The sequence below is a fragment of the Bartonella sp. B35(2025) genome, from assembly GCF_053794465.1.
This window is the reverse complement of sequence record NZ_CP200035.1, coordinates 1051317-1075009: the sequence shown is the minus strand read 5'-3', so window position 1 is coordinate 1075009 and position 23693 is coordinate 1051317. Positions and strand designations below refer to the sequence as shown.

The 23693-nt window shown below is 34.9% G+C and carries 18 protein-coding genes, 1 pseudogene and 1 riboswitch; of the genes and pseudogenes, 9 read left to right on the top strand and 10 right to left on the bottom strand.

The annotated features are described in order from the left end of the window. Positions 1-331 precede the first annotated feature (331 nt). Positions 332-3496 (top strand): autotransporter outer membrane beta-barrel domain-containing protein, encoded by a 3165-nt coding sequence (locus V4P56_RS04490; protein WP_455481732.1) that lies wholly within the window; start codon positions 332-334, stop codon positions 3494-3496. 234 nt (positions 3497-3730) lie between these two features. Continuing rightward, complete coding sequence (locus tag V4P56_RS04485; protein ID WP_455481731.1) at positions 3731-4084, top strand: hypothetical protein; 354 nt, start codon at positions 3731-3733, stop codon at positions 4082-4084. Positions 4085-4341: 257 nt separating this feature from the next. On the opposite strand, the gene V4P56_RS04480 is transcribed toward V4P56_RS04485, so the two are convergent. From V4P56_RS04480 to V4P56_RS04470, 3 genes and pseudogenes are all read right to left on the bottom strand, one after another. Beyond that, on the bottom strand, positions 4342-5313 hold the full coding sequence (locus tag V4P56_RS04480; protein WP_455482660.1) for a WD40 repeat domain-containing protein: 972 nt from the start codon (positions 5311-5313) through the stop codon (positions 4342-4344). A 10-nt stretch (positions 5314-5323) separates the two neighbouring features. After that, positions 5324-6344: pseudogene (locus V4P56_RS04475) on the bottom strand (CobW family GTP-binding protein). A gap of 22 nt (positions 6345-6366) precedes the next feature. After that, on the bottom strand, positions 6367-7107 hold the full coding sequence (locus V4P56_RS04470; protein ID WP_455481730.1) for a creatininase family protein: 741 nt from the start codon (positions 7105-7107) through the stop codon (positions 6367-6369). A gap of 1349 nt (positions 7108-8456) precedes the next feature. On the opposite strand from V4P56_RS04470, the gene V4P56_RS04465 reads away from it, so the two are divergent. Together V4P56_RS04465 and V4P56_RS04460 are read left to right on the top strand one after the other, a co-directional pair. After that, positions 8457-8876, top strand: coding sequence for a hypothetical protein (locus V4P56_RS04465; protein WP_455481729.1), 420 nt, complete (start codon positions 8457-8459; stop codon positions 8874-8876). 83 nt (positions 8877-8959) lie between these two features. After that, positions 8960-9331 carry a hypothetical protein gene (locus tag V4P56_RS04460; RefSeq protein WP_455481728.1) on the top strand — a complete coding sequence of 124 codons (372 nt, stop codon included), beginning with the start codon at positions 8960-8962 and terminating at the stop codon, positions 9329-9331. Between the two features lie 801 nt (positions 9332-10132). Here the strand turns inward: V4P56_RS04460 and V4P56_RS04455 are convergent. Continuing rightward, on the bottom strand, positions 10133-11461 hold the full coding sequence (locus V4P56_RS04455; RefSeq protein WP_455481727.1) for an NAD(P)H-dependent oxidoreductase: 1329 nt from the start codon (positions 11459-11461) through the stop codon (positions 10133-10135). Positions 11462-11627: 166 nt separating this feature from the next. Between V4P56_RS04455 and V4P56_RS04450 the strand changes: the two genes are divergently transcribed. After that, positions 11628-12098 (top strand): MaoC family dehydratase, encoded by a 471-nt coding sequence (locus V4P56_RS04450; RefSeq protein WP_455481726.1) that lies wholly within the window; start codon positions 11628-11630, stop codon positions 12096-12098. Between the two features lie 14 nt (positions 12099-12112). Here the strand turns inward: V4P56_RS04450 and V4P56_RS04445 are convergent, their stop codons facing one another. From V4P56_RS04445 to V4P56_RS04435, 3 genes are read right to left on the bottom strand one after another with little or no spacing between them, the layout of a single operon-like run. Further along, complete coding sequence (locus V4P56_RS04445) at positions 12113-12772, bottom strand: methionine ABC transporter permease (protein WP_455481725.1); 660 nt, start codon at positions 12770-12772, stop codon at positions 12113-12115. Further along, complete coding sequence (locus V4P56_RS04440) at positions 12765-13799, bottom strand: methionine ABC transporter ATP-binding protein (protein WP_455481724.1); 1035 nt, start codon at positions 13797-13799, stop codon at positions 12765-12767. Before V4P56_RS04440 ends, V4P56_RS04445 begins: the two co-directional genes overlap by 8 nt. 6 nt (positions 13800-13805) lie before the next feature. Then, the gene (locus V4P56_RS04435) at positions 13806-14624 is read right to left on the bottom strand and encodes a MetQ/NlpA family ABC transporter substrate-binding protein (RefSeq protein ID WP_455481723.1); all 819 of its coding nucleotides are present in this window, start codon (positions 14622-14624) and stop codon (positions 13806-13808) included. Between the two features lie 521 nt (positions 14625-15145). On the opposite strand from V4P56_RS04435, the gene V4P56_RS04430 reads away from it, so the two are divergent. Beyond that, positions 15146-15772, top strand: coding sequence for an SH3 domain-containing protein (locus V4P56_RS04430; RefSeq protein WP_455481722.1), 627 nt, complete (start codon positions 15146-15148; stop codon positions 15770-15772). A gap of 81 nt (positions 15773-15853) precedes the next feature. On the opposite strand, the gene V4P56_RS04425 is transcribed toward V4P56_RS04430, so the two are convergent. The 3 genes from V4P56_RS04425 to V4P56_RS04415 all read right to left on the bottom strand — a co-directional run bounded on the left by V4P56_RS04425 (position 15854) and on the right by V4P56_RS04415 (position 18453). Beyond that, positions 15854-16885, bottom strand: a complete 1032-nt coding sequence (locus tag V4P56_RS04425) for an aspartate-semialdehyde dehydrogenase (RefSeq protein WP_455481721.1) — start codon at positions 16883-16885, stop codon at positions 15854-15856. A gap of 691 nt (positions 16886-17576) precedes the next feature. Next, on the bottom strand, positions 17577-17777 hold the full coding sequence (locus tag V4P56_RS04420) for a Trm112 family protein (RefSeq protein ID WP_455481720.1): 201 nt from the start codon (positions 17775-17777) through the stop codon (positions 17577-17579). 13 nt (positions 17778-17790) lie between these two features. After that, a complete protein-coding gene (locus tag V4P56_RS04415; protein ID WP_455481719.1) occupies positions 17791-18453 on the bottom strand; it encodes an LON peptidase substrate-binding domain-containing protein in 663 nt (220 codons plus the stop codon). Positions 18454-18958: 505 nt separating this feature from the next. After that, positions 18959-19058: riboswitch (glycine riboswitch) on the top strand. A 137-nt stretch (positions 19059-19195) separates the two neighbouring features. On the opposite strand from V4P56_RS04415, the gene gcvT reads away from it, so the two are divergent. The 3 genes from gcvT to gcvP are packed head-to-tail and all read left to right on the top strand — an operon-like array spanning position 19196 to position 23490. Next, positions 19196-20314: a glycine cleavage system aminomethyltransferase GcvT gene (gene gcvT, locus V4P56_RS04410; protein ID WP_455481718.1), complete on the top strand. Its 1119-nt coding sequence runs from the start codon at positions 19196-19198 to the stop codon at positions 20312-20314. A gap of 6 nt (positions 20315-20320) precedes the next feature. Next, entirely contained in the window at positions 20321-20689 is a 369-nt protein-coding gene (gene gcvH, locus V4P56_RS04405) for a glycine cleavage system protein GcvH (protein WP_455481717.1), read from the top strand. 5 nt (positions 20690-20694) lie between these two features. After that, positions 20695-23490 (top strand): aminomethyl-transferring glycine dehydrogenase, encoded by a 2796-nt coding sequence (gene gcvP / locus V4P56_RS04400; protein WP_455482659.1) that lies wholly within the window; start codon positions 20695-20697, stop codon positions 23488-23490. The last annotated feature ends 203 nt before the right edge of the window (positions 23491-23693 follow it).

Here is a 23693-nt window from a genome sequence, read left to right as displayed (position 1 = left end):
TTTAAAATAGGTACTTTTTATCTTTTATAGATATTTTTAGTTCAATTTCTTTGAATTTATTTAAAATTAAATTAGGATTTTTCATATCTAATAGTTTGTATATATTATATTTTCTTATTATTATTTATCAATTTAAATTTATTAAAGCTGATTTTTTATAAATTAATCTGTCATTTTTATCTATACATAAAGTATAGAATCAGATATACTGAAATATACATTTAGATAAATTGTTAAGTGTAATTATTTAGGTTTTATATTTTTTTATTAATGGGGTTGTTGAAGAATTTAAATATTATTCGTCTTTATTGAAGGGGAGTAAAGAAAATTCATGTTAAATGTATTTCGAAATCACGTACGTTCATGTACTTTTACAACAGCTGTTTTTTATTTTTTACAAGTTATAAATTCTAATGCTTCTGGATCTTCGTGTAATCCAGATGAAGAGTTTTATACATGCAATGATGGAAAATCTCATACGCTTCAAAATAAAACTTATCAGCTGAAAAATCCTCAAGAAACATCTTCTGCTTCTGTTCCTGTTGCCATAAAGGTGCAAGGACAAGGTACAGTTGTTAATGCGGAAAAAATAATTATCGAAGGTTCTGAAGATTTACGTTCTGGATATGGTGTGGATGTTTCAGATAAAGGTAAGGTTATACTGACCGATTCAATGCTTGAAAATGTGGCAATAGGTCTTAAAGTTGATGATGGCGTAGTTCAAATGAACGGTGGGGTTATTGAATCGAGTGGGATGGCTGTTAGTGCTTCAGGAAATGGAACAGATGTTGCTCTAAGCAGAACAAATATTAAGACGGATAACGCTATTGCAAGTTTTTTAAGTAGTAACAATGCAGAGATTAGGTTGGCAGGTGTATCAGTTAATTTTACAAAAAGCAGTGCATTCTACTCAAAATCAGGAGGGAAATTTCGTATTGAGAGCATTAATGTTACTGGGCGAGGTGAAGAAGAGAGTGATGTAGTTAATAGTGCTGATAACCCTAAGGCTGTTATACATTTACTTCAAAGTGGTTATGCCTTATTTAGGGCAAATTCTGTTGATGTTACAGGTGTTCATGGGTTATTGGTTGAAAATTCATCAGGTACTTTAACTTCTGATATGAAGAAGGTTAAAAGTTTATTTGATAGCTCTCTGATAACTAAGGTTGATATCAAAGACTCAATTGTGACGGTGAGGGGTGATACGTCTTATGGTCTGTATTTTCGTTGGAAAGAAGAAAAGCAAGATCAAAAGGGTGTAACAAGTTCACTGTTACCATCAGGTGCTGCTGGAATGGGTGCTATTCATCTGTCGAATACAACTTTTACAGTTCCAGAGGGTACAGCTATTTATAGCACTAGAGCTAATAGTTATTTAAATTTATCAGAGAACACAAAAATATCAGGTGACTTACTGTTAAAAGCTGTTGATGGTGCTTTTGTAGTGATTTTTGCTGATTCTTCTATCTTAAAAGGGGGAGCTCACGTTTATAATGGTGCACGTGCTGATATTAATTTGCATCGTGACTCGACATGGTTTTTAACAAAAAGGAAGCATAAGAGTCGGCAAGAAGAGCCTATGAATTCATATGTTTCATCTATAAGTCTTGCTAACAGCACTATTCATTTTGATGATCAAACGCCTGATGAGTATCAAACATTGTACATTGGGAAGGGAGGAAAGAACGTTTACCGTGCACAAGGAAATGTTCAGATTCATTTAAGTGCATCTTTGAATCATGATGATTTGTTTGATCATCAAAAAATTGATCGGATTTTAATTCATGGTGACGTTTTTGGAAAGACTCTAGTTCGTATCAATAATTCCTTAGGAACTTCAAAAAAAATATCAGATGACAGAACAGATGATCGAAGTATTTCGGTTATTCAGGTTTCTGGAAAAGCACAAGAAGATTCTTTTACGCTAATTGATAAGTATACTACGCTTAATGGTTCACCTTATCAGTATTATCTTCGTGCTTATGGTCCAGATTCTTCTTTAGGAGAAGCAGATTCTAATGAAAGATTAGTATCAGGTGATGGAAGTTTTTGGGATTTCCGTCTTGAATGTAGCTATATCAATCCTAATCCTGATTCTTCTGAGATTATACCTATTCCAGATGTTCCTAGTGGATCCTCACATACAGATTCTCCATCTGTTCCATCAGATTTAATAGAACATTCTTCTGCAGATCTTACACCTATTTCATCTGATACATTAGAGCCAGATCTTGCAGATTCTTCATCTGTTCCATCAGATTTAATAGAACATTCTTCTGCAGATCTTATACCTATTTCATCTGATACATTAGAGCCAGATCTTGCAGATTCTTCATCTGTTTCGTCTGATACGTTAGAACCTTGCTCTACGGATGCTTCATCTATTTCGTCTGATACATTAGAAATTTCTTCTACAGATATAGATTCTGCGCCTACTCCGCCAGATTTAATAGAACATCCTTCTAAAGATTCTATACCCACTCATCCTATTAAGCATACTAAACATAATTTCTATCCTAAGCCAAGAATTAAGGCTGTTGTTCCACAATTGCCAATTTATCTGCTCTTGCCAAATACTTTATTTCATACTGGCCTGATGGATATCAGCAATCAAAATAAGCATTTAGAAATTACACGAAGTACTTCTAATAGTTATTTTAGAGGTGATGAAAATTCAGCCTTTTTTATGCATGGTTATGGTGGAAATTACCATTATACTTCAGATTTATCTGCTTTTAACTATGGGTATGGATCTGAACTTGATTATAATGCACTCGAGGCAGGTGTTTTGCTGAAGGAGATTGAGAATTTATATGATTGTGCGTTCTTTGGGATTATGGGGAGTTATGGAGGCTTTTCTTTATATCCTCAAGATGTGAAAGAAAGTAGAAAGAGTACATTTCATAAATGGTCTGTTTCAGCATATGGAAGTATACAGCATGATACGGGTCTTTATATGGATGGGGTAGTATCTTATGGTTTATTTAAAGGTGATGTCCTCACTCTTGCTCGAAAAAAGACGGCAACGTTAAAGGGTAAATTGCTCAATGCCTCCCTCACTCATGGTATAGTATTTATAGCAGAGCATAAAGGTCTTATTTTTAATCCTCAAGTTCAAGTTGTTTATCAATATCTCCAATTCGACAAGGAGCGTGATATTGATAATCTTAATATTGATATGGGAGAATTTAATCAATGGACGGCGCGTTTTGGTGGGCATTTAACCAAGACTCTTGATACTTTTGAAGGGGGGCGTGTTGTCTCTTTTTATGGTAAATTGAATCTTGCTAATAATTTTGGGGGAAAGAAATTTGTGTATTTCAAAGATGCTTTCCAGTTAGGTGCTTTTGGTTCTTCCATAGAAGCTGGGTTAGGTTTTAATGCTCAATTATCTGCAAAGCTTGCTCTTTATGGTGATTTAATTTATCAGCACAAGCTCACCAAGGCTGGTTTTTCTGGAACAAGTTTTTCTGGTGGGTTGCGATATCATTTTTAGCTAAGTCTTTGCTGCACCTTTTGTAAATCTACCAATTTGTGACTGTAACCTTAGTATGGTTTTTTGTGTTTTAGCTTTACATAAAATCCAAAATGGCTTATATGTAAAGCTACAGTCAAATAGACCAAATAAGCGCGTATTTGTTTTATTTCCTTATATTTGAGATGTTTATTTGAATGTTTATTTAAGCACTGATTGTTTTTTTAATTGAAGAAGAAAGTTTGAGGTAAAATTATGGTTAAAATGTTTAAGAAAAATATATCTTTATGTATTTCTACAGTCGCTATTTGTTCTTTTTTACAAGTTGCAGGTGCATATGCAAATTTTGAAAAAGGCAAATTCCAACACACTATTGTTTCTGCCATGGCAGTGCAAGAAGATGTTAAAACGATGAATGTAGCAATCGTGGGTATTCCAAATGAAAGCGTAGAAAAAAAAGAAGAATTTGAAAAAATAAGTGCCAAAAACTCTAATATAAAACCAAGTGGGATTTCTTCAGCTTTCTCACATAAAAACTTTGGAAGTTTTTTTACTAATTTATTTTCAGATTTTATGAGATTTTTTTCAAAAATTGCTAAAATGATCTAAGAAAAATAATTTTAATTGCCATACTTTTGGATTGGGAATGAGTATTTTGGTATTACCAATGGTGGTGGCAAGTTATTTTTGCTAGAGTTTTTGAAGGTGGGAGACTTGTCATCATCAAGATGTTTTCTAGTTTAACAGATTTATTTCTTAAAAACTAAATCGTTTTTTTATGTTAAGGAGCTCTTTTTTATATTAAGCAGTTCGGGCAGTTTTTTCTTTCGTCTTTAAGTTTTTTTTCTGTTGTTGGGGATATTTTTTTAAGTCGTGATATTTATAATACCGCATTCTCCACTTTCACTACCGAAGGCTAAGTTATCTCTTTTCTGATCCCAGTTTATCGCTGAAATAGCACTTTTGCCACAGTCCTTTAGAAGGATTTCTTTTCCATCATGAAAATGTGTGCACAAGATCATTCCATCATTAAAACCTATTGCTAAAATTTCTTCTTTTGGGTGGCAAGAAACAGTGGTGACAAGTGCGTTTGCTCGTGTGCTAAGCTCTAAAGGTGTTTTACCTATAGGACCATCCTTTGTATAAAAAGGCCAAACAATTGCTGCTGATGCACCTGATGTTGCTAACCATTTTCCTTTTGAGCTCCAAGACCAGCTTTTAACTTTGCTTGGATAACCATTCATACGTAAATGTTGATTATCTGTAAGACGCCAACCATGTAGGGCATTTTCTTGCATTGTAGAAATTACATAGCGGTTGTCTGGTGAAAAGGTCACAGCAAAATGTGCCCTTTTCCATACTAATGTGGTTGGGGGTATTTGTGTTGATAACCAATGAAGTGTAACACTATTATAATGGGCAACAGCAAGCCGTAAACCCTTTGGGGAGAAAGAAATGTCTTCTACACTGTATTTGTGGATAAGCTCTTGCAGTCCATTACCAATATTTGCTGATATTAAACGTGAAGAGGCAAAGGCAAAAATTTTCTGTGGTCCAAAAGCAACACTGCTTATCCATTTTCGTTCTTGTTGCCCCAATACTTCTATATGACCGTTTGCCGTTATTTGACAGACTTTTCCATCTTCTCCACCTGTAATGATAGCTGTATTATCATGAGCAAAATGGCTTGAAATTATTCCTTTATGGACTTCAATAGTTTGTGGAGTTGAGCTTAAAAAAACAATTATACCTTCCACTGAAACAAAAGCCGGTTTATTACCAATAAACCCACAGGAAAGGCAATAATTTTGCAGATTATAGTTAATAATGTTTGGCATTTTCATTTATTTATGTGCAATTTTTCAGACCAATTTTTAGTTTTTCTGCATCAAGGGTGCGGCCAATAAAAACAAGTCGACTTTCGCGTTTTTCATCTTTACGCCATGGGCGCTGATGCTCTCCCTCAAGGATCATATGTATACCCTGAATGGCATAGCGGTCATCATCTCCTTGAAATGCGATAATACCCTTTAAACGCAAAATATCAGGACCCTGTTGCTGAGTAATTTGTCGGATCCATGGGAAAAATTTTTCTGGTTGAAGAGCACCTGTTTTGAAACTCACAGAAGTTATCGTAGTATCATGAATAGCAGATGTGTAATGATGTTCATGATTGTGATCACAATCGGTACCACATACATGATTTGAGTGCTGGTGATCGAAAAAATGGGGATTATTATCTAAAGTACGTTGTAGATCAAATGCTCCATGAGCAAGAAGTTTATCGAGGGGGATGTTAGCACGTTCTGTTGCGTAAAGTGCGGCTTGAGGATTAATTTTACGAATGAGCGCTTCGATGTGTGCACGTTCGTTTACACTAACAAGATCAATTTTATTTAATAAAATAATATCAGAGAAAGCAATTTGCTCTTCAGCTTCACGACTTTTTTTAAGTTGGAGTGGAAAATGCTTTGCATCAACGACTGCTATGACACTGTCGAGTGCAGTTTTTTCATGTATAGCATCGTCCATAAAAAAAGTTTGTGCAACAGGGACTGGGTCAGCAAGTCCTGTTGTTTCTATAATGATAGCATCAAATCGATGAGAGCACTGCATCAGACTTTCTAAAATTCGAATAAGGTCGCCGCGGACGGTACAGCAAACACAGCCATTATTCATTTCATAAATTTCTTCATCTGATATCAATGATAAAATCATTATCGATACCGATTTCACCGAATTCATTGACAATGACGGCATAACGTTTGCCATGATTTTCATGGAGAATACGATTGAGAAGTGTGGTTTTTCCTGAGCCAAGATATCCTGTAAGAACTATAACAGGAAGTTTATCGGGTATATTTTGTATTTTTTCATGGCTTTGCCTTTTATCATAACGTGTCTATTGAAAATCGATTGATGTCATCAAGTAAAATACGAAGCCCACAAAGAACATGAGAAAAAATTGCTTCACCTGCTTGTGCTGTTGCTGCGCTTGCGTTACCTACTGCTCCTTGCGTGTTAAGATCACGCATTATCCACCCAAAGGGATGAGGACCATAAGCACGTAAATATCTATAATTTTCAATCATATCAGCTTGCTTATTATGAAAATTTTGTGCCTTCTCCATATGCACTTTTTCTGGTGCCAAATAAAGCATTAAGGAAGTTTCGATAAATCCTCCGTGAATATCAAGTTGGTATTGAGACGGCTTCATTAAACCTCGCGGTAAACCAAAACGATTCCAGCTTGTTGCTACCGCAAGCATTGAAAAACGCCTCCGTAATTCAGTGATAACAATGTTCATTAAAGGTGAATTACCTCCATGAGCGTTGAGAAGAAGAAAACGCTTAATACCTTGATCATAGCAGCTCTTACCGATGTTTATCCACCGTTCTATGGCATCAGAAAAGGTGAGTGTTTGTGTGCCGGCAACATCCATATGTTCTATTGAATATCCAATTTTTTCAACAGGTAAGAGTGCGATATGAAATTGCTTTTTTGTTTGTAAAGTAAGTGCTTTTGCAAAAGATTCAGCAATAATCCAGTCGGTTTCAAAGGGGAGATGATTTCCGTGATATTCATGTGCGCCTAAAGGTAGCAGAGAAAGGAAAGGTGTATCAGATACCATAAGTTTGTTATCAAAAAGAAAAGTTAATAAATATGGAGTAATCAAAGATTATAAAGGCTATTTCATTCAATTTTAATCTATATATGAGGGAAACGCAAACAAGAATATTTTTGTGTTAAATAGGTGCGTAACAAAATTAATGCTTTGTTAAAAACGGTAGAGATATCATTTAAACAATTATCTGAACTTTTGCTAAAATATGAAATTTCGTCTTCAAGCATTAAGTATATTTTGTGAAATTTTCTGCTTAATATTCTTATCTTTGAAAGCTGTTATTTAAGAATTATCAGATATTTTTAGTACCATAAAATTTGAAATAAATCTTCTCATCGGCTCATTTAGAATGCGTGTTCAGGTTTGAGTTATTAATGCTTTAATTTTTGCTATGGAAGTAAAAAAATAAATTATAGCTAGCTGATATAAAGAATAAAATTATCACTAAATTTCAGTTTCAAATTAAGATGCTAGAAGTTATTTTGTTGAGGATTATGCAGAAGTGTATCAGAAAGATAAAAAACTTCTTTTAATAGTGCATCAACAAGTTTTTATGTAAATGATGGATGTTGATATGCATACATAAGTTGAAAAATTTTAGAAGAATTTTGTTAGCATTAATTTAGTAGATGGGAAATAGTATGTTCATTTAAAAAAGTACAATAATTAAGATGTGCAGTGGAAGTTTATTTTGTTAAAACTATTAAGGTAATGACTGATTGATCTTATGTAAAAGATTATACAGTATATTTGGAAGTGTGGGAATTTGTTATTTTAGCTAATGTTATAACTTATTAGAATAGGTGAAATAGTGAATAATGAATAAAGGGATAGCTAAAAGGTTGCAGAGTGTATTGTTGATTTAATTTACAACAATTTGTATTAATTTAATTATAAAAAAATACTTTTTAATCTTAATAAGAATTAATAAAAATATTTTTGTTTCTTTAATTTGCTCCTAAGGGGAGGTTATAAACATATCATTTTTTTGTGATGAAACAGATTTTTAAAAGTTTTTAGCGATAATGGTGTCATATAGATTAGTGATGGTATTTGCTTTGATCTAATAAAATTTTAATAATTTCATCTTAATATTTATATTCTGTTATTTTTTAATTCCAGTTCTCACAGTAGTTTTAGGTTGAGATAAACTTGCTTTAAATTAATATTTTAAAAGAATATTATTCTAAATAGATTTTTTTATTTTATAAATTTCAATTCGATCTTTATATGTAATAAATTATATATTAATATAAGTATTATTTTTTAAAATGGATATTTATATATGAGTATTATTGCTTTTATAATATAAACATTCTCTCATATTTTAATGAATAAAAAGAGGAGCAAAAAATATGTTTAAAGTATTTAAACGCCGTGTATATTCATGTGTTTTTATAGCATTTACTCTTTTTTTTGCACAACCTATAGTAAATTATGGGAATACTGTAAAGATTCAATTTCAACAGGAGGTAGTTGCTTTTTCATTAGGAAAAAATATAGCTAATAAAGTCGTAAATGTGGCTATTGCCCATAATACTTTAGAACAAGGTGGATTATCTTTTGAAAAAATTGAACAAATATCTTGTTTCAATTCAGAATACACTAACCACGCAAAAGTATACTTTTACCAAGCATATGAATATATTTCATTCTATGCAAAATATACACTCAAATCATTTCGAGAGCAATTTGATATCGGCTCACTGATAACCTCTATGGTAACAGGTAGTGTCGTTGGCTGTATAGTATCTTGTATAACGTCATTATTTTAATTATTTTGCATTTAAAAATGGACATTTAAATGCAAATTTAAACTGTTTTTTTAGCTTTCAGTAAAAAAGGAGCAGCAGAAAATATGTTTGAAATATTTAAAAGTCGTACATGTTTTTATATTTTTATAGCGTTTATTTTTTATTTTTTACAAACTGTAGTAAGTTATGGGAATATTGTAAAAACTCAATTTCAGCAAGAAGAATCTGTTGCTCTACAAGAAAAAAATGTAGCTAGTAAAGTGGTGAATGTGGATAATATTCATAATATTTTAGAACAAGATAGATTAGCCTTTGGGAAAGTTGAACAAGTATTTTTGTTTGAAACATCATCTGGAAAATCCTCTTTATTATTCAACGTAATTTGGGGCGGTGTGAGTATCGGTTCATTAATAGCCTCTCTTGCTACAGGTAATACAGTTGGTATTGTCGTATCTATTATATCGTTATTGATTTAACTGTTTTACATTCATTAAATTTACTTATTTTATTATTAAAAACTAATATTGGGAGCACACTGAATTGAATGAGGAAAGAATTATATTATTAAAGGCAATATTGGATATCTACTCGATATGTATCGATAAAAATTCACAACTATTCGGTTGATATCTTTCTCTATTTAAAAAGATAAGGCTTTAAGCTTTTTTATGGCTCATAGTTTGTGAACATTTTGCAGTAAAGGTATAGGTAGTTGTTATTTTCATGATTTCTTTTTAATTTAGCTTTATAAAGTATCTAGAAAAATGTTCTTTAAGTAATGGAGATTTTGTATGGTCTCATACTTTTTTTCTCACATGTTTTACTAAGGTCATAGCTGTTCTGAATAATTCTACACTATTATACTGCTAATTTACGCACTTTCGTTAAAGAGGTATCTTTATTTGCTGCCAATGCTATTTTTCAGTGATATCATGGAGAGGAGGCAGATTATAACGAGAAATCTATTAGTTTATTGCTATTTTTATGTTTATGAAGCAATAGATTAGTTTTATCGTTATGTTTTTCTGCTTTCCAGTATTGCTTACAAACGATTTATTAATCATATGTTTAGTCTATTTTAAAACTAAGTTTCAAAACACACACATCAATGTCTATCATTGAACAGTTTTTTATGATTCATAACTAAGAGTTTTTGGAATAACTAGATATTAACCATTAAAGAGGCTGATTTAATATCTTATATTAAAGATAATTAATACACTGATGAAAAATAATTAATATATTGCCATAAGTCTACAATAGAGTTTTTTCAAGCATTAGTAGGAAGCGGGATAATGAAGCAAAAGGTCTTGTTTAGCTCGAAGTTGTACAATCCACTGGTTTTTTCGAATGGTAGTGTTATGTGATGTGATAAGCTCATTTTTTTTAATTTTAGCTGTAACTATTGCTTTTTCTAGAAGACCACAAGGAATGGCGTGGTGAATACGTGCCTCTTCAATACTCATTATCCAAGCACGATAGCTGTAAAGACCAATAAAATCTAATTGATCACCAGGATATAAATCTTTTTTAGCAACAGCACAAACTTCTGCTACTGGATGATTAAGTGGTGTCATATCTTTTTTTCCATAAAGTATAACGCGCGCGCAGGTTAGTGGAACTTCCATTGCTGTTAAATGATAGGGGCGATGAAAGGTGAAGTAAGGCCCCTGACCAATTTTTAAATCTTCCATGCGTTCGCGTAAACGTGGGTGTGCTATTTCTGCAACTACAAAAACACCTGGAGCAATTCCTTGGCCTATTGAATAATCCACAACACCATATTTCTTTAAAATACCACCATCCTGTTTGGGGATAAGGACTTTGCTTAAATCTTGAAGTGCTGCTTTTGGGCCATGCATTCCTGGACAATCAGGGAGAAGCCCAGTTGCATTAGCGATTGCTGCCATTTCAACCATTGTTTTCGAACCATCAATAAATTCGACTAACATGCGGACATTCATATTACGTCTTAATGCTTCTTCTTTATAATTATCGGGAGTAGCATCAAAGATAAGAGGGTTATTTTTACCTTTACCAGCTGCAACAATTTTGTGTCCAAGGGTTGAAACAAATTCAATAAGTTCCATGCAGGAAGTAGGTTCATCACCGGCACCAAGTGTATAAATGAGACCTCGTTTTTCTGCTTCATATTTTAGATAAGTACCAATTGTAACATCTGTTTCAACATTCATTGTAACAAGATGTTTATTATTTTCGAGTGCTTTGAAGCCAATTTCTGCACCAACTTCAGGGTAGCCTGTTGCATCAACGATAATGTCGATTTGTTCATGGCGCAAAATAAGATCAATATCGCTTGTGACAGCAATTAAACCTTTCTCGATGGTTTGGGTTAAGGTATTAGCATTTTCGACTTCTCGTGCATGACCATCTTCGCCATAGGCTACTGCAGCAGCATCAAAAACACGAGATGGTGTCCGAGTAGCAACAGCTGCAACTGTTATGCCATCCATATGCACAATACTAGACAGTAAATCTGTTCCCATTTCACCACAGCCAACCAGTCCAATGCGGATTGGTTGATAATTTTCTGCATGCTGCTTTAAATCACGTGCTAAACCTGTTAGGCTTACATTGCTTGCCATTATTTTTTCCTATTTGAAAATTATATTTCTAAGAAGGTGCTTTTTTATTCATGAAATATGTTATCTCGTAAGACTGTTAATCTTTTATTATTGATGCTCTAATCAATGAGTTTTATAAAAGCAAGAGGGTGTAAGAGCTTTTATCAAATAAGACAGGAATGGTGTGATGCAGCAAAAAATAGCAGTAAAGGATATAACAGATTTTATTGGAAAAGAAGTAGGTTTATCACAGTGGCGTCTTGTTACACAGGATATGATTAATCAATTTGCACATGCAACAGATGATCATCAATGGATTCATGTAGATGAGGAAAAGGCGAAAGAAACGCCTTTTGGTTGCACTATTGCACATGGTTTTTTAACCTTATCGCTTTTGTCTACATTAGCTTATGAAGCTCTTCCAGAGTTAGAAGGTACAACAATGGGGATCAATTATGGTTTTGATAAAGTACGCTTTATGAGCCCTGTAAAAACGGGTAGTCGGGTGCGTGCTCGCTTTGTTTTAGATGATGCTGAGATCCGCTCTTCTGGGCGAGTTATTTTTCACTATGGAGCTACGATAGAAATTGAACAATTAAAAAAACCAGCTCTTACCGCTCAATGGCTTATCATTGCTATAGTTGAGGAAAAAAAATGAACCTTTAAATTATTTTAAGGTTTTGTTTTATCAAGCTTTTGTACAATCTTATCAGAAGACCATTGAATAACAACATTTAAAATGATCAAAAGAACAATAACTATTGTCATGATGGAAGTATTATAGCGCTGGTAGCCGTATCGGATCGCCATGTCACCTAAACCACCTCCACCAAGATATCCAGCAAGTGAGGTGGCTCCGATAAGAGAAATAATCATGACTGTAAAACCCGTGATTAAGCTAGGGAGTGCTTCAGGGATAAGAACATATCTGACAATTTGAAGACGATTTGCTCCCATGGAACGAACAGCTTCAATTAAGCTATTCTCAACTGTTTTAAAAGAGAGTTCTGTCATTCGTGCATAAAAAGGAATTGCTGAAATGGTAAGAATAAAAATTACAGAAAGCATTCCTACACCGCTTCCGGCTATTACACGGGTGACAGGCAGAAGGTAAAATGCAAGAATAATAAAAGGAATGGCGCGAATACTATCAACAATGATGCTTAGTGGGCGGTTTATAAGATACGATTCAAAAAGCCCCCCGCGTGCGGTTGTATAGAGTAGCAATCCAAGCGGGAGTCCTACCACAAGCGCTATTAAAGAGGAACTAATTGTCATTAATAATGTATCAAAAATAGCGCTAGGAAGTTCATAAGAAAGAATATTAAACATAGCCTACGACTTTGCAATATCGGCTTTTTTCTGTCAACCATTTGATAGCTTTTTTTAAAGCTACTTCATTTTGTCCAGGAAGACTTAAAAATAAGCATCCAATAGTTTCACCTTGGACTGTATCAATGCCACCATGTAAAATACGTGCTCTTAAGCCTGTTTCATCTTCAAGAAGATGAAGAAAAGGTTGCTGAGCGATTTCACCTGCAAGATTAACTGCAATAACGGCTTCTTGACCGATTTGTTTAAGGTTTTTTACAAATTTTTCAGGAAGTTGTGGTGTTACAAGCTTGAGCATAGCAATAGTTGTTTCATCTTGCGGTGATGTGAAAATATCTTTCACATATCCTTCTTCTACAATACGTCCTTGATTCAAAACGACAACACGGTGTGCAATAGTGCGCACAACTTCCATTTCATGGGTAATGAGCACAATAGTCAAATTGAGATGATTATTAATATCAGCAAGAAGTTTCAAAATAGATTGTGTTGTTTCAGGGTCAAGAGCAGAAGTTGCTTCATCTGATAACAGTATCTTAGGATTAGCGGCTAGAGAACGTGCAATACCAACACGCTGTTTTTGCCCTCCTGAAAGTTCTATAGGATAACAATATTCTTTACCATGTAATCCTACTAATTCGATGAGTTCAAAGGCACGTTTACGGCGTTGTTTTTTATTTATACCGATTAGTTTAAGTGGTAATTCAATATTATCAATAACTTTTTGCGATGATAAAAGATTAAAATGTTGAAAAATCATACCAATACGTTGACGATAAGGTGCCCATTCTGTTTCTGATAGATTTGAGATATTGACATCTTCAAAAAAAATAGCTCCTTCATCAATGCGGTTTAATCCGTTTAAGCAGCGCATAAGTGTGGATTTTCCTGCACCGCTGCGCCCGATAATACCAAGAATTTCACCAGCATGAATATTGAGAGATAAATGATCTATTGCTGGAGTTCCTGCTGTTTTTCTAAAACGACAGCTAACATTTTTTAAGGAAATAAGAGCCGGTTTTTCCATTCACAATTACCAAGATGTTTGGGCTGCTGCACCAAAAATTTCTTTGATTTTTGCACGAACAGGCTCACTATTATAGGCGGCAACTAATTTCTTAACCCATGGTTGATCTTTATCAGAAGTACGCACGACAATAATATTGTTATAAGGATTATTTTCTGCTTTCTCCCATGCGATGGCATCTTTTTGTAAATCTAATCCGGTTATCAAAGCCCAATTTGTATTTACAATTGCGATATCAAAATCATCAATTGCACGGCCTAAAATTCCAGCATCTAATTCACGGATTTTTAAATCTTTAGGATTTTCAATAATATCAAGTGGAGATGCAAGAATATTTTGAGGATCTTGTAATTTTATAAAGCCTAAAGAATGGAGAAGAAGCAAAGCTCTCCCACCATTTGATGGATCATTTGGAATACCGACATTTGCTCTGTCAGGGAGATCCTTTATATCTTTAATTTTGTGTGAATAGATACCTATTGGAGTAATAAACGTATATCCAGCGATTGAAAGTTTATAACCATGTTGTTTTATCTGATTTTTAAGATAAGGTGTATGTTGAAAAGCATTTGCATCAATATCTCCTGCATGAACAGCATTATTAGGTAAAGTATAATCAGAAAAATAAATTAGCTCAACGTTTAAACCATCTTTTCGGGCTTGCTCAACAGCAACTTTCCAAACAATTGCCTCACCCCCTTCCATAACACCAAGTTTGATCGTTGATTTGTCTGCCGCTGTGGAGAAGGCAGTAGATAAGAAAAGTGTAAAAAGAGAAAATAATAACCCAATAGCAGCATTCCAGAATAATTTCTTTAATATCATATGTGTTCACCTTATTTTTCTTTTTTAGAGATTTTTTTAAGAAAGAGCTAGTATACTCTATACTGTATTTTTTTAAGGAAAATTAAAAATATAAAAGCTTAACACAATATTCAATCATTTTTATTTTAAAAATAGTATTATTTTTCCTATATTACAGGTATTTTTTGTCAATAATATATATTGGTTGGAGACTACTCTTCCAAATTTAAGCAAATAAATCCTTATGCTACACTATTTGGGGGGAACCAATGACAATTTCAAAACTTCTTAAATGATGATTGGCTGAGCAAGTAAGCGATCAGATTATGTTCTTGAATGCAGTGAATCCGTGAAGGAATATGCTGCAATCAAGACAGTAGACCGTGTGTATAGGACGGTAGGGGATAAAATTAAGAGAATTTTTCTCAAAATGTGGTGGGCCTTTAAGGCGATAAAAATTAGTCACCACTGTATTGAAACGTGGCAAATTTTTGCAAAGGTGAATATTTTGCCTCTCACACTATGAGGAGGAAAAAGAGGTAATGTTTAAAAAGAATTTTTTATCAACTACAGTAATTTTATTGTCTTTGGTAGGAGCTGGGCTTGGAGTATCAGCTTTTAATGTGGTTGCTGGAACAGTTGCTCATGTGGCATCAGGTTATGTGATTTTACACACAGGCCCAGCTACAACTTACCAAGTTATAGAAACAGTTCCAATTGGAGCAAAAGTACAAATTAACAGCTGTCTACCTAATAAATCTTGGTGCTTACTTCAATATAATGGAAGGATAGGTTGGGCATCAGCACGTTATTTCAATGTCAATAATGTTCCTATAATTTCTTCTGGACATATGCACATGAAGTTAAACCCTATGGTAAAAGTAAAAAAGGGAAAAGTGAAGCAAGTTGTTCCCGATTTTAAAATTATCACGGCACCTCAAAAAATACAAAAACAAATGCAAAAACAATATAGAATAGACGTAATTCTTGATCATACAGGTGTAAAAAAAAGAGATGAACGGACAATTCTGAATCCGTCACCTAATGCACATGGCATATCTGTAGAGCATGTAGCGGCTTATAATCCGTTATTCCCTAATAGCGTCCATTTCAAAAATTTTGAACGCAATGAAACGCGTTACCGTGTTGTAACATATCCTACCCCATAAAGGTAAAAAAATTACCGTTATTAGGATAGTAAAAATTATAGCAGCATAGAGTATTTTTTACCTTATGTCGCCATTATTTACTTAAGCTGCCAACTTAGGGGTAACTAAATTATGAGAAAGGAGTAATTCAGCAATTTGAACTGCATTTAATGCTGCACCCTTTCTTAAATTGTCAGAAACAACCCAGAAAGCTAAACCATTTTCGACAGTGATATCTTCGCGAACACGGCTAATAAAGGTATCATCTTCTCCAGTGCATTCATAAGGAGTTATATAGCCGCTATCCTCATGTTTATCGATAAGCTGACAACCGGGCGCATCACGCAGAAGGGCTTGTGCATCATTGGCACTTAGTGGTTTTTCAAATTCAACATTAACAGCTTCAGCATGGCCAATAAAGACAGGAACTCGAACAGCAGTGGCTGTTAATTTTATCTTAGGATCAAGAATTTTCTTAGTTTCAACCACCATTTTCCATTCTTCTTTTGTATAACCATCTTCCATAAAAACATCGATATGGGGAATAACGTTAAAAGCAATGCGTTTGGTGAATTTTTTTGATGTGATGGGATCTGCAACAAAAACTGCTCGTGATTGTTCAAATAACTCATCCATCCCTTCTTTACCAGCTCCAGAAACTGATTGATAAGTGGATACAACAACACGTTTGATAGTTGCTGCATCATGGAGAGGTTTTAAAGCCAAGACAAGTTGAATTGTTGAGCAATTAGGATTTGCTATAATATTACGCTTGGAAAATCCATTAATAGCTTCTGCATTAACTTCAGGTACAATCAATGGGATATTGGTATCATAACGCCAAGTTGATGAGTTGTCGATCACCACACAGTTAGCAGCACCAATCTTAGGAGCATATTCTTTAGAAATATTCCCACCAGCAGACATGAGGCATAAATCTGTGTCGGAAAAGTCATACGTATCAAGTGCTTTTACTTTTAAAGTTTTGTCACCATAAGAAACCTCCTGTCCTAATGAGCGTCGTGATGCCAAGGGGACCACTTCACGAACAGGGAAATTACGCTCTTCCAGGATTGTTAGCATTTCACGACCAACATTTCCAGTTGCACCGACAATTGCAACTTTAAAACTCATTTTTCCACACTCCTACCTCTCTCCGTTTCCTCGGGCTATCTCTAAGAGAGGGTGAGTTGGCCAAGGAATATTAAATCATATTATCGATTTTTATAGATTCAATTTCAATTTTTTGCACACTAATAAAAAACTACAAGTCGGATTATTTTGAATACATTGTTCTCCTAAATCTGAAGTTGAGAAAGTCTGAATATTTTGTGCAGCCGTATGAAGATTTTCCTGACAGTTCTTCAATTTAGTGAATTACTCCTCTTCTGTCAATTATTTACCTTGAAGAGTTTGAATTTATAATGATTATATTACTCATTGTGCAGGTAAAATTTTGTATTTCATTATTGCAAGTTTTTATTATATGTAGGTTGATATGAAAGCTACAAATATAATTTTTTAATGCTGTTTGCTATCTTTATTTTTGCTTTATAGTTCTTATTTTCAATAGATAATTCCTTTTCATACTAAAAACCAAAATTTTATTTAAAGCAGAAAGATCAACACATTTCTTACCATAGTTTTAATTCTGATCCTATTGTTTGGAAAATAAATCTTTTTAATAAGATGATTTTTCTACTTTATTTTACGAATCATTTTTTAAAACAGGTCGGTATTGAAAAAAGACTGAGTGAATAAAGAATATCCATGGATGAAAAATTGATTTATAATAGTTTGCCACAAAGGGAAAACTTAACAAATTTCATTGCGCTATTTTTTCATTAGGCTGTAAAGGGCGAGCTTCTGAGGCAAGCATAATAGGGACGCCATCACGAATAGGATAAGCAAGTTTTGCTTTAAGTGAGATTAATTCTTGTGTTTTGCGATTTAAAGAAAGTGTTCCCTTTGTAATTGGGCAGACGAGTAATTCGAGCATTTTAGGATCGGTAGTCATCTTTTTCATATTTTTAAGTCCACTAGTTGAGATGGTAGTATGTTCCTGTTTGTTTCATAAGTGAGCGTTCCGTTAAAGCGAGAAGCGTTTGAGCACGACTTCCAATATCTGGAGCTTCCAGTAGAGCTTGCTTTTCTGCTGGTGTAAAAGGGATAAGAGATGAAAAAGCATTAACTAATATAGGTGTAGGGGTTTGTATGATACTGTTCCAATTATATTCTATTTCATGTATAGTGAGATATTTCTCAACGATATTTAATAAATTGTCTCGATTAATACTTTCTGAAACATCTGGTTCTTGTAAATCTTTTGTGTTTAATTGGATAACAGCAATTCGATAAGATTTTGTATTTACTAGTTCTTGTTCTAAGGTAAAATGGCAAATTCCTTGTAATACGATAAAAAGCCGTCCATTTCCCGTTTCGTTATAATTCGTGATGCGACCTACACAGCCTATTCTGTAAAGTTGTGTAGATAGACAGTCGGTATTCGATGAAAGTGGTTGAATAATTCCTAATAGACGGTTGGATACCATAACGTCTTCGATCATTTTGAGAGCTTCTGGTTCAAAAATATTGAGTGATAAAAATCCACCTGGCAGTAAGAGTGCACCTTCTAAGGGAAAAAGAGCAATTTGTTTTGGTAAATCATTTTCGCAATTATAATGGATATTGCCAGCTTTCATGAGCGTTTTATAACCTTTATCTGATTAGATGTAGTATGTGAATAATTGTAGTGTATGATACACCTTAGGTAATAAGATAAACTCATTGATTGGGCATTAAAATCATACCTCTACAATACCTTAAATATTCATTGTCAGAGGACATAAAATTAAATTAATTTATAGTCGGATCTTGTATGGAAGGATACTGCTTTCTAAGCTTTTTTATTTACGAAATTTTGTCCTTATCCGTATTAGGCTATTAGGCTGTAAAATTTTGTAATGTTATAAAGCGATATTTTTGTTTATGGTTCCTGTAATTTTCGTTCTCCTTGCTTTATAAAGTAAAATTACTCACATTTTATAATGTTTAAAAATTATAATGTTTAAAAACTGCCACTATAAGCTTTTTAAAACAGCCCGTGCAAGTCTAAAAATTAGAGCATTGTCGTTATTTTGCTGATGACAGTGTTAAAAAGATAGTTTATAAATAATACTATGTCAGAAAGAGCATTTTTGTTTCTTTCATTCTTTTGCGGGAGAGTGCAGGGTGCGGGTTTTTGCGACTGCTGCCGAAGGGGGAAACAGCCCATAATCTCTCAGGCTATAAGAACCGTAAAGGAAAAAAGGCAGATCTGAAAAATTGGGAGATCCTGCGTTGAAAATGTAAGCGAAAGCTCTTTTTGCAAATCTCTTGGGTTAATGACAGAGGGGTGCAGAAGCGACCATATCGTGTGGATGTTAGCACAGCTTTGGAGATATTATGGGCACACAACAAGAATTTGATACATCTTCTTTAAAAATACTTCCCCTACATAAATTGCACGAAAAATCTGGCGCGAAATTTGGTGCTTTCGCTGGTTGGCAAATGCCTTTAACTTATCCTCTTGGCGTTTTGAAAGAGCATCTTCATACCCGTGCTCATGCAGGTCTTTTTGATATTTCTCATATGAAATTGATTATTGTTGAAGGTGCACAAGCAGCTGAGTTTTTATCGTATGCTTTGCCTGTTGATGCAGCGCTGTTAAAGATAAGACAATCACGGTATAATTATTTACTTAATGAGCATGCTGGTATTATTGATGATCTGATAATTACCCGTTTGGCAGAGTACCGTTTTATGCTCGTAGTTAATGCCAGTAATGCACAGGCTGATTTTGCTGAACTTGAGAAACGTGCTGGTGGCTTTCAGTGTCAAATAATTGCTCTTGAGAGAGTGCTGCTTGCTCTTCAAGGTCCAGAAGCTTCAGCTGTTATGGCTGATGCTGGGGTATCTGGTAATGAATTGCTATTTATGCAAGGATTTGAACCACAACAAGATTGGTTTGTAACGCGCTCTGGTTATACAGGGGAAGATGGTTTTGAAATTGCCCTGCCAGAAGATCAAGCACATTCATTAGCGAAAAAATTGCTCAGTGATTCTCGTGTTAAATGGGTTGGTCTTGCTGCGCGTGACAGTCTTAGATTGGAAGCAGGATTGTGTTTGCATGGTAATGATATTACGGCTGATATTACGCCTATTGATGCTGCATTGACATGGGCTGTTCCAAAAAATGTTCGAGAAAAAGCTCAATTTTATGGGGCAAAGGCTTTTCTTGAAGCTCTTCAGAAAGGACCTTCTCGTTGTCGTGTTGGGTTAAAGCCGCAAATACGCCAACCTGTTCGTTCCGGTGCAGTTCTTTTAGACGATAAAGGAAATCAGATTGGGGTGGTAACATCGGGTGGTTTTGGCCCTTCTTTTGATGGTCCTGTAGCAATGGGCTATGTTCCTGTTGGTTGGGAAAATGAGGGAACAGAAGTATTTACTGAGGTGCGTGGCAAAAAGATTGCACTGTCTGTTCATGTACTTCCTTTTGTTGAACGACGTTATTTTAAAGGATAGTTTTTTATGTCTAAAATTTATTTTACACAAGATCATGAATGGCTCAGCGTCGAAGGACAAGTGGTTACTGTGGGTATTACCCATTATGCTCAAGAGCAGTTAGGTGATTTGGTTTTTGTTGATTTACCAGAAAGCGGAACACAGCTTTCCAAAGGAGATTCCGCTGCGGTTGTAGAGTCGGTGAAAGCAGCTTCAGATGTTTATGCGCCTCTTGATGGTGAAGTGATCGAAATTAATGAAGCATTAGCAAAGAATCCTGAATTAATAAACCAAAATGCTGAAAAAGAAGGTTGGTTATGGAAAATGAAGTTGCAGAATGAAATGCAGCTTGAAGGGTTATTAGATGAGGCTGCTTACAAAGCACTGATTGGATGAGTACTATGCAAGAACGTCATTTCTTTTCCCGGCATATTGGGCTGCGTCCGGATGAAATACAAAAAATGCTTGGTGTTTTAGCTCTTGATTCGATTGAAACATTAGTTTCTCAAGCTGTTCCCAAATCGATTCATTTTGAGCGCTCACTTAATTTGCCACAGGCAGCCAGTGAAGGGCAAGCTCTGGAAGAATTATCTAAGATGATGGGACATAATCATGTGCACAAAAGTTTTATTGGGCAGGGTTATCATGGAACATGGGTGCCTCCTGTTATTTTGCGGAATCTTTTTGAAAATCCAGCTTGGTATACTGCCTATACACCCTATCAAGCAGAGATCAGTCAAGGTCGTTTAGAGCTTTTATTTTATTTTCAGACATTAGTTAGCGAATTAACCGGTCTACCTGTTGCTGCTGCTTCATTGCTTGATGAAGCAACGGCTTTGGCTGAAGCTAATGCTGTGGCTGTGCGTTTTTCACGTGAGAAAAAAACGAAGATTTCTATTCAGAGTCTTTTGCATCCTCAGACTTTGAGTGTTGCAAAAACACGTGCTGAAACGCAGGGTATTCATATTAGTGAAAACAGAAAAATTTGTTCTAATACGGCTGCGGTTGTTTTATCTTGGCCAGATACAAAAGGTTTTTTTAACGATTACACTGAAATTATTAAGGAAGCAAAAGAAAAAGGAGCACTAGTAATTGTTGTTGCTGATCCTTTAGCGCTTACTCTTATGGAAGCACCATCTAAATGGGGAGCTGATATTGTTGTTGGTTCCATGCAGCGTTATGGAATTCCAATGGGGTTTGGTGGTCCTCATGCTGGTTATCTTGCAGTAAGTGATACCTTAACGCGCCTTATTCCAGGGCGTATTGTTGGTCAATCAATTGATACAAAAGGGCGTGTTGGTTTTCGTTTGGCATTGCAAACACGTGAACAACATATTAGGCGCGATAAAGCGACATCAAATATTTGTACAGCACAGGCTTTGTTAGCAAATATGGCAACGGCTTACGCTATTTGGCATGGACCACAAGGCTTACAAGCAATTGCTCAACGGGTTCACAATTTAACATGCCGTTTTGTTAGTGCTTTAGAAGTTGTAGGTCTTTGTTGTGAAGGGGAATATTTCTTTGATTGCGTAAGTGTTTTTGTTAAAGGAAAAGCTCAAGAAATTGCTAACCAAGCAAAAATGAGTGGGCGTCTTTTGCGTGTTTTCGATGACGACCGTATTGTGGTTAATTTTGATGAATTATCAACAGAAGAAGATGCTTGTGCTTTGGCGCAGCTTTTTGGTGCACAGTTAGCTGAGAAGGCTTCTGGACGACTTTTAGGGAAAGGGCGTGATGCTAATTTTCTTTCTCAGCCATTTTTTCATATGGTTCATTCAGAGACAGATATGATGCGTTTTTTACGTCGTTTATCGGATAAAGATTTAGCATTGGATCGAGCAATGATTCCACTTGGTTCTTGTACGATGAAGCTTAATGCAGCGGCTGAATTAATGCCTGTAAGTTGGCCTATGGTAGCTAATATACATCCCTTTGTTCCTAAGGAAGATACGGCAGGTTATCAGGAAATGATTGATCAGTTGAACAAGTGGTTATGTGAAATTACAGGATTTTCACAAATTTCTTTCCAGCCAAATTCTGGTGCTCAAGGTGAATATGCTGGGCTTTTGGCAATTCGTCGATATTATCAATCGCGTGGGAAACATCAACGCACACTTTGCCTTATTCCAGCATCAGCGCATGGGACTAATCCAGCTTCAGCCCATATGGCAGGTATGGAGGTTATTGTAGTAAAATGTTTAAGTGATGGCGATGTTGATATTAATGATCTCAAAATAAAAGTACAGCTACATAAAGATCGCCTAGCAGCATTAATGATTACCTATCCTTCAACGCATGGTGTTTATGAGGAAAATATTAAAGATATTTGCTCTATTATTCATGAAAATGGTGGGCAAGTTTATTTTGATGGTGCTAATTTAAATGCACTTGTTGGGCTTGCCCGTCCAGCAGATATTGGTGCAGATGTTTGCCATATGAATCTTCATAAGACATTTGCAATTCCTCATGGTGGCGGTGGTCCTGGTGTTGGGCCGATTGGAGTGGCAGCGCATTTAAAGCCATTTTTGCCAGGTCATGAGCAAGAAGGAACAACGCATGCAGTTTCAGCAGCTCCTTATGGAAGTGCATCTATTCTTGTTATTACGTGGATGTATATTCGGATGATGGGAGCTGATGGTTTGAAATATGCAACGCAAATAGCAATTTTGAATGCTAATTATATCGCAACGCGTCTTTCACGTGCTTATTCTATTCTTTATCGCGGCAAGAATGGCCGTGTTGCTCATGAATGTATTGTAGATACCCGCATCTTGAAAGAGCAATATGGAGTAAGTGTTGATGATATCGCAAAGCGTTTAATTGATTATGGATTTCATGCTCCAACGATGTCGTTTCCAGTATCTGGAACTTTGATGATTGAGCCAACTGAATCAGAATCAAAGGCAGAGATTGACCGTTTCTGTGATGCTTTGCTGTCAATTGCTGAAGAAGCTCAGAAAGTTGGTACGGGTATTTGGTCAAAAGAAGATAATCCATTGGTAAATGCACCACATACATTAGCAGATACTGTAGATGATGCTTGGGCACGGCCTTATTCAAGACAAGAAGCTGCTTTTCCCAATCACCATATTAATCCAGAAAATAAATATTGGCCTCCTGTTTCACGCATTGATAATGTTGCGGGAGACAGAATGCTTATTTGTTCTTGCCCACCGTTGGGAAATACATATTAAAAAATTTATTTATTTATATTGGTGAAAAAAGGCTCATTCATCTTGTATGGGCTTTTTAAATTATTGAGCAATATTAATTTTTGTTTTCTTAGCAATATTCTTAAAATAAAAGGATAATTTTTATTATAATTATTTATTTAATATCAATGTCTTAAAAGAATTTTTATCAATAACATTGATCAATAGAATATTGAAGGGGTATT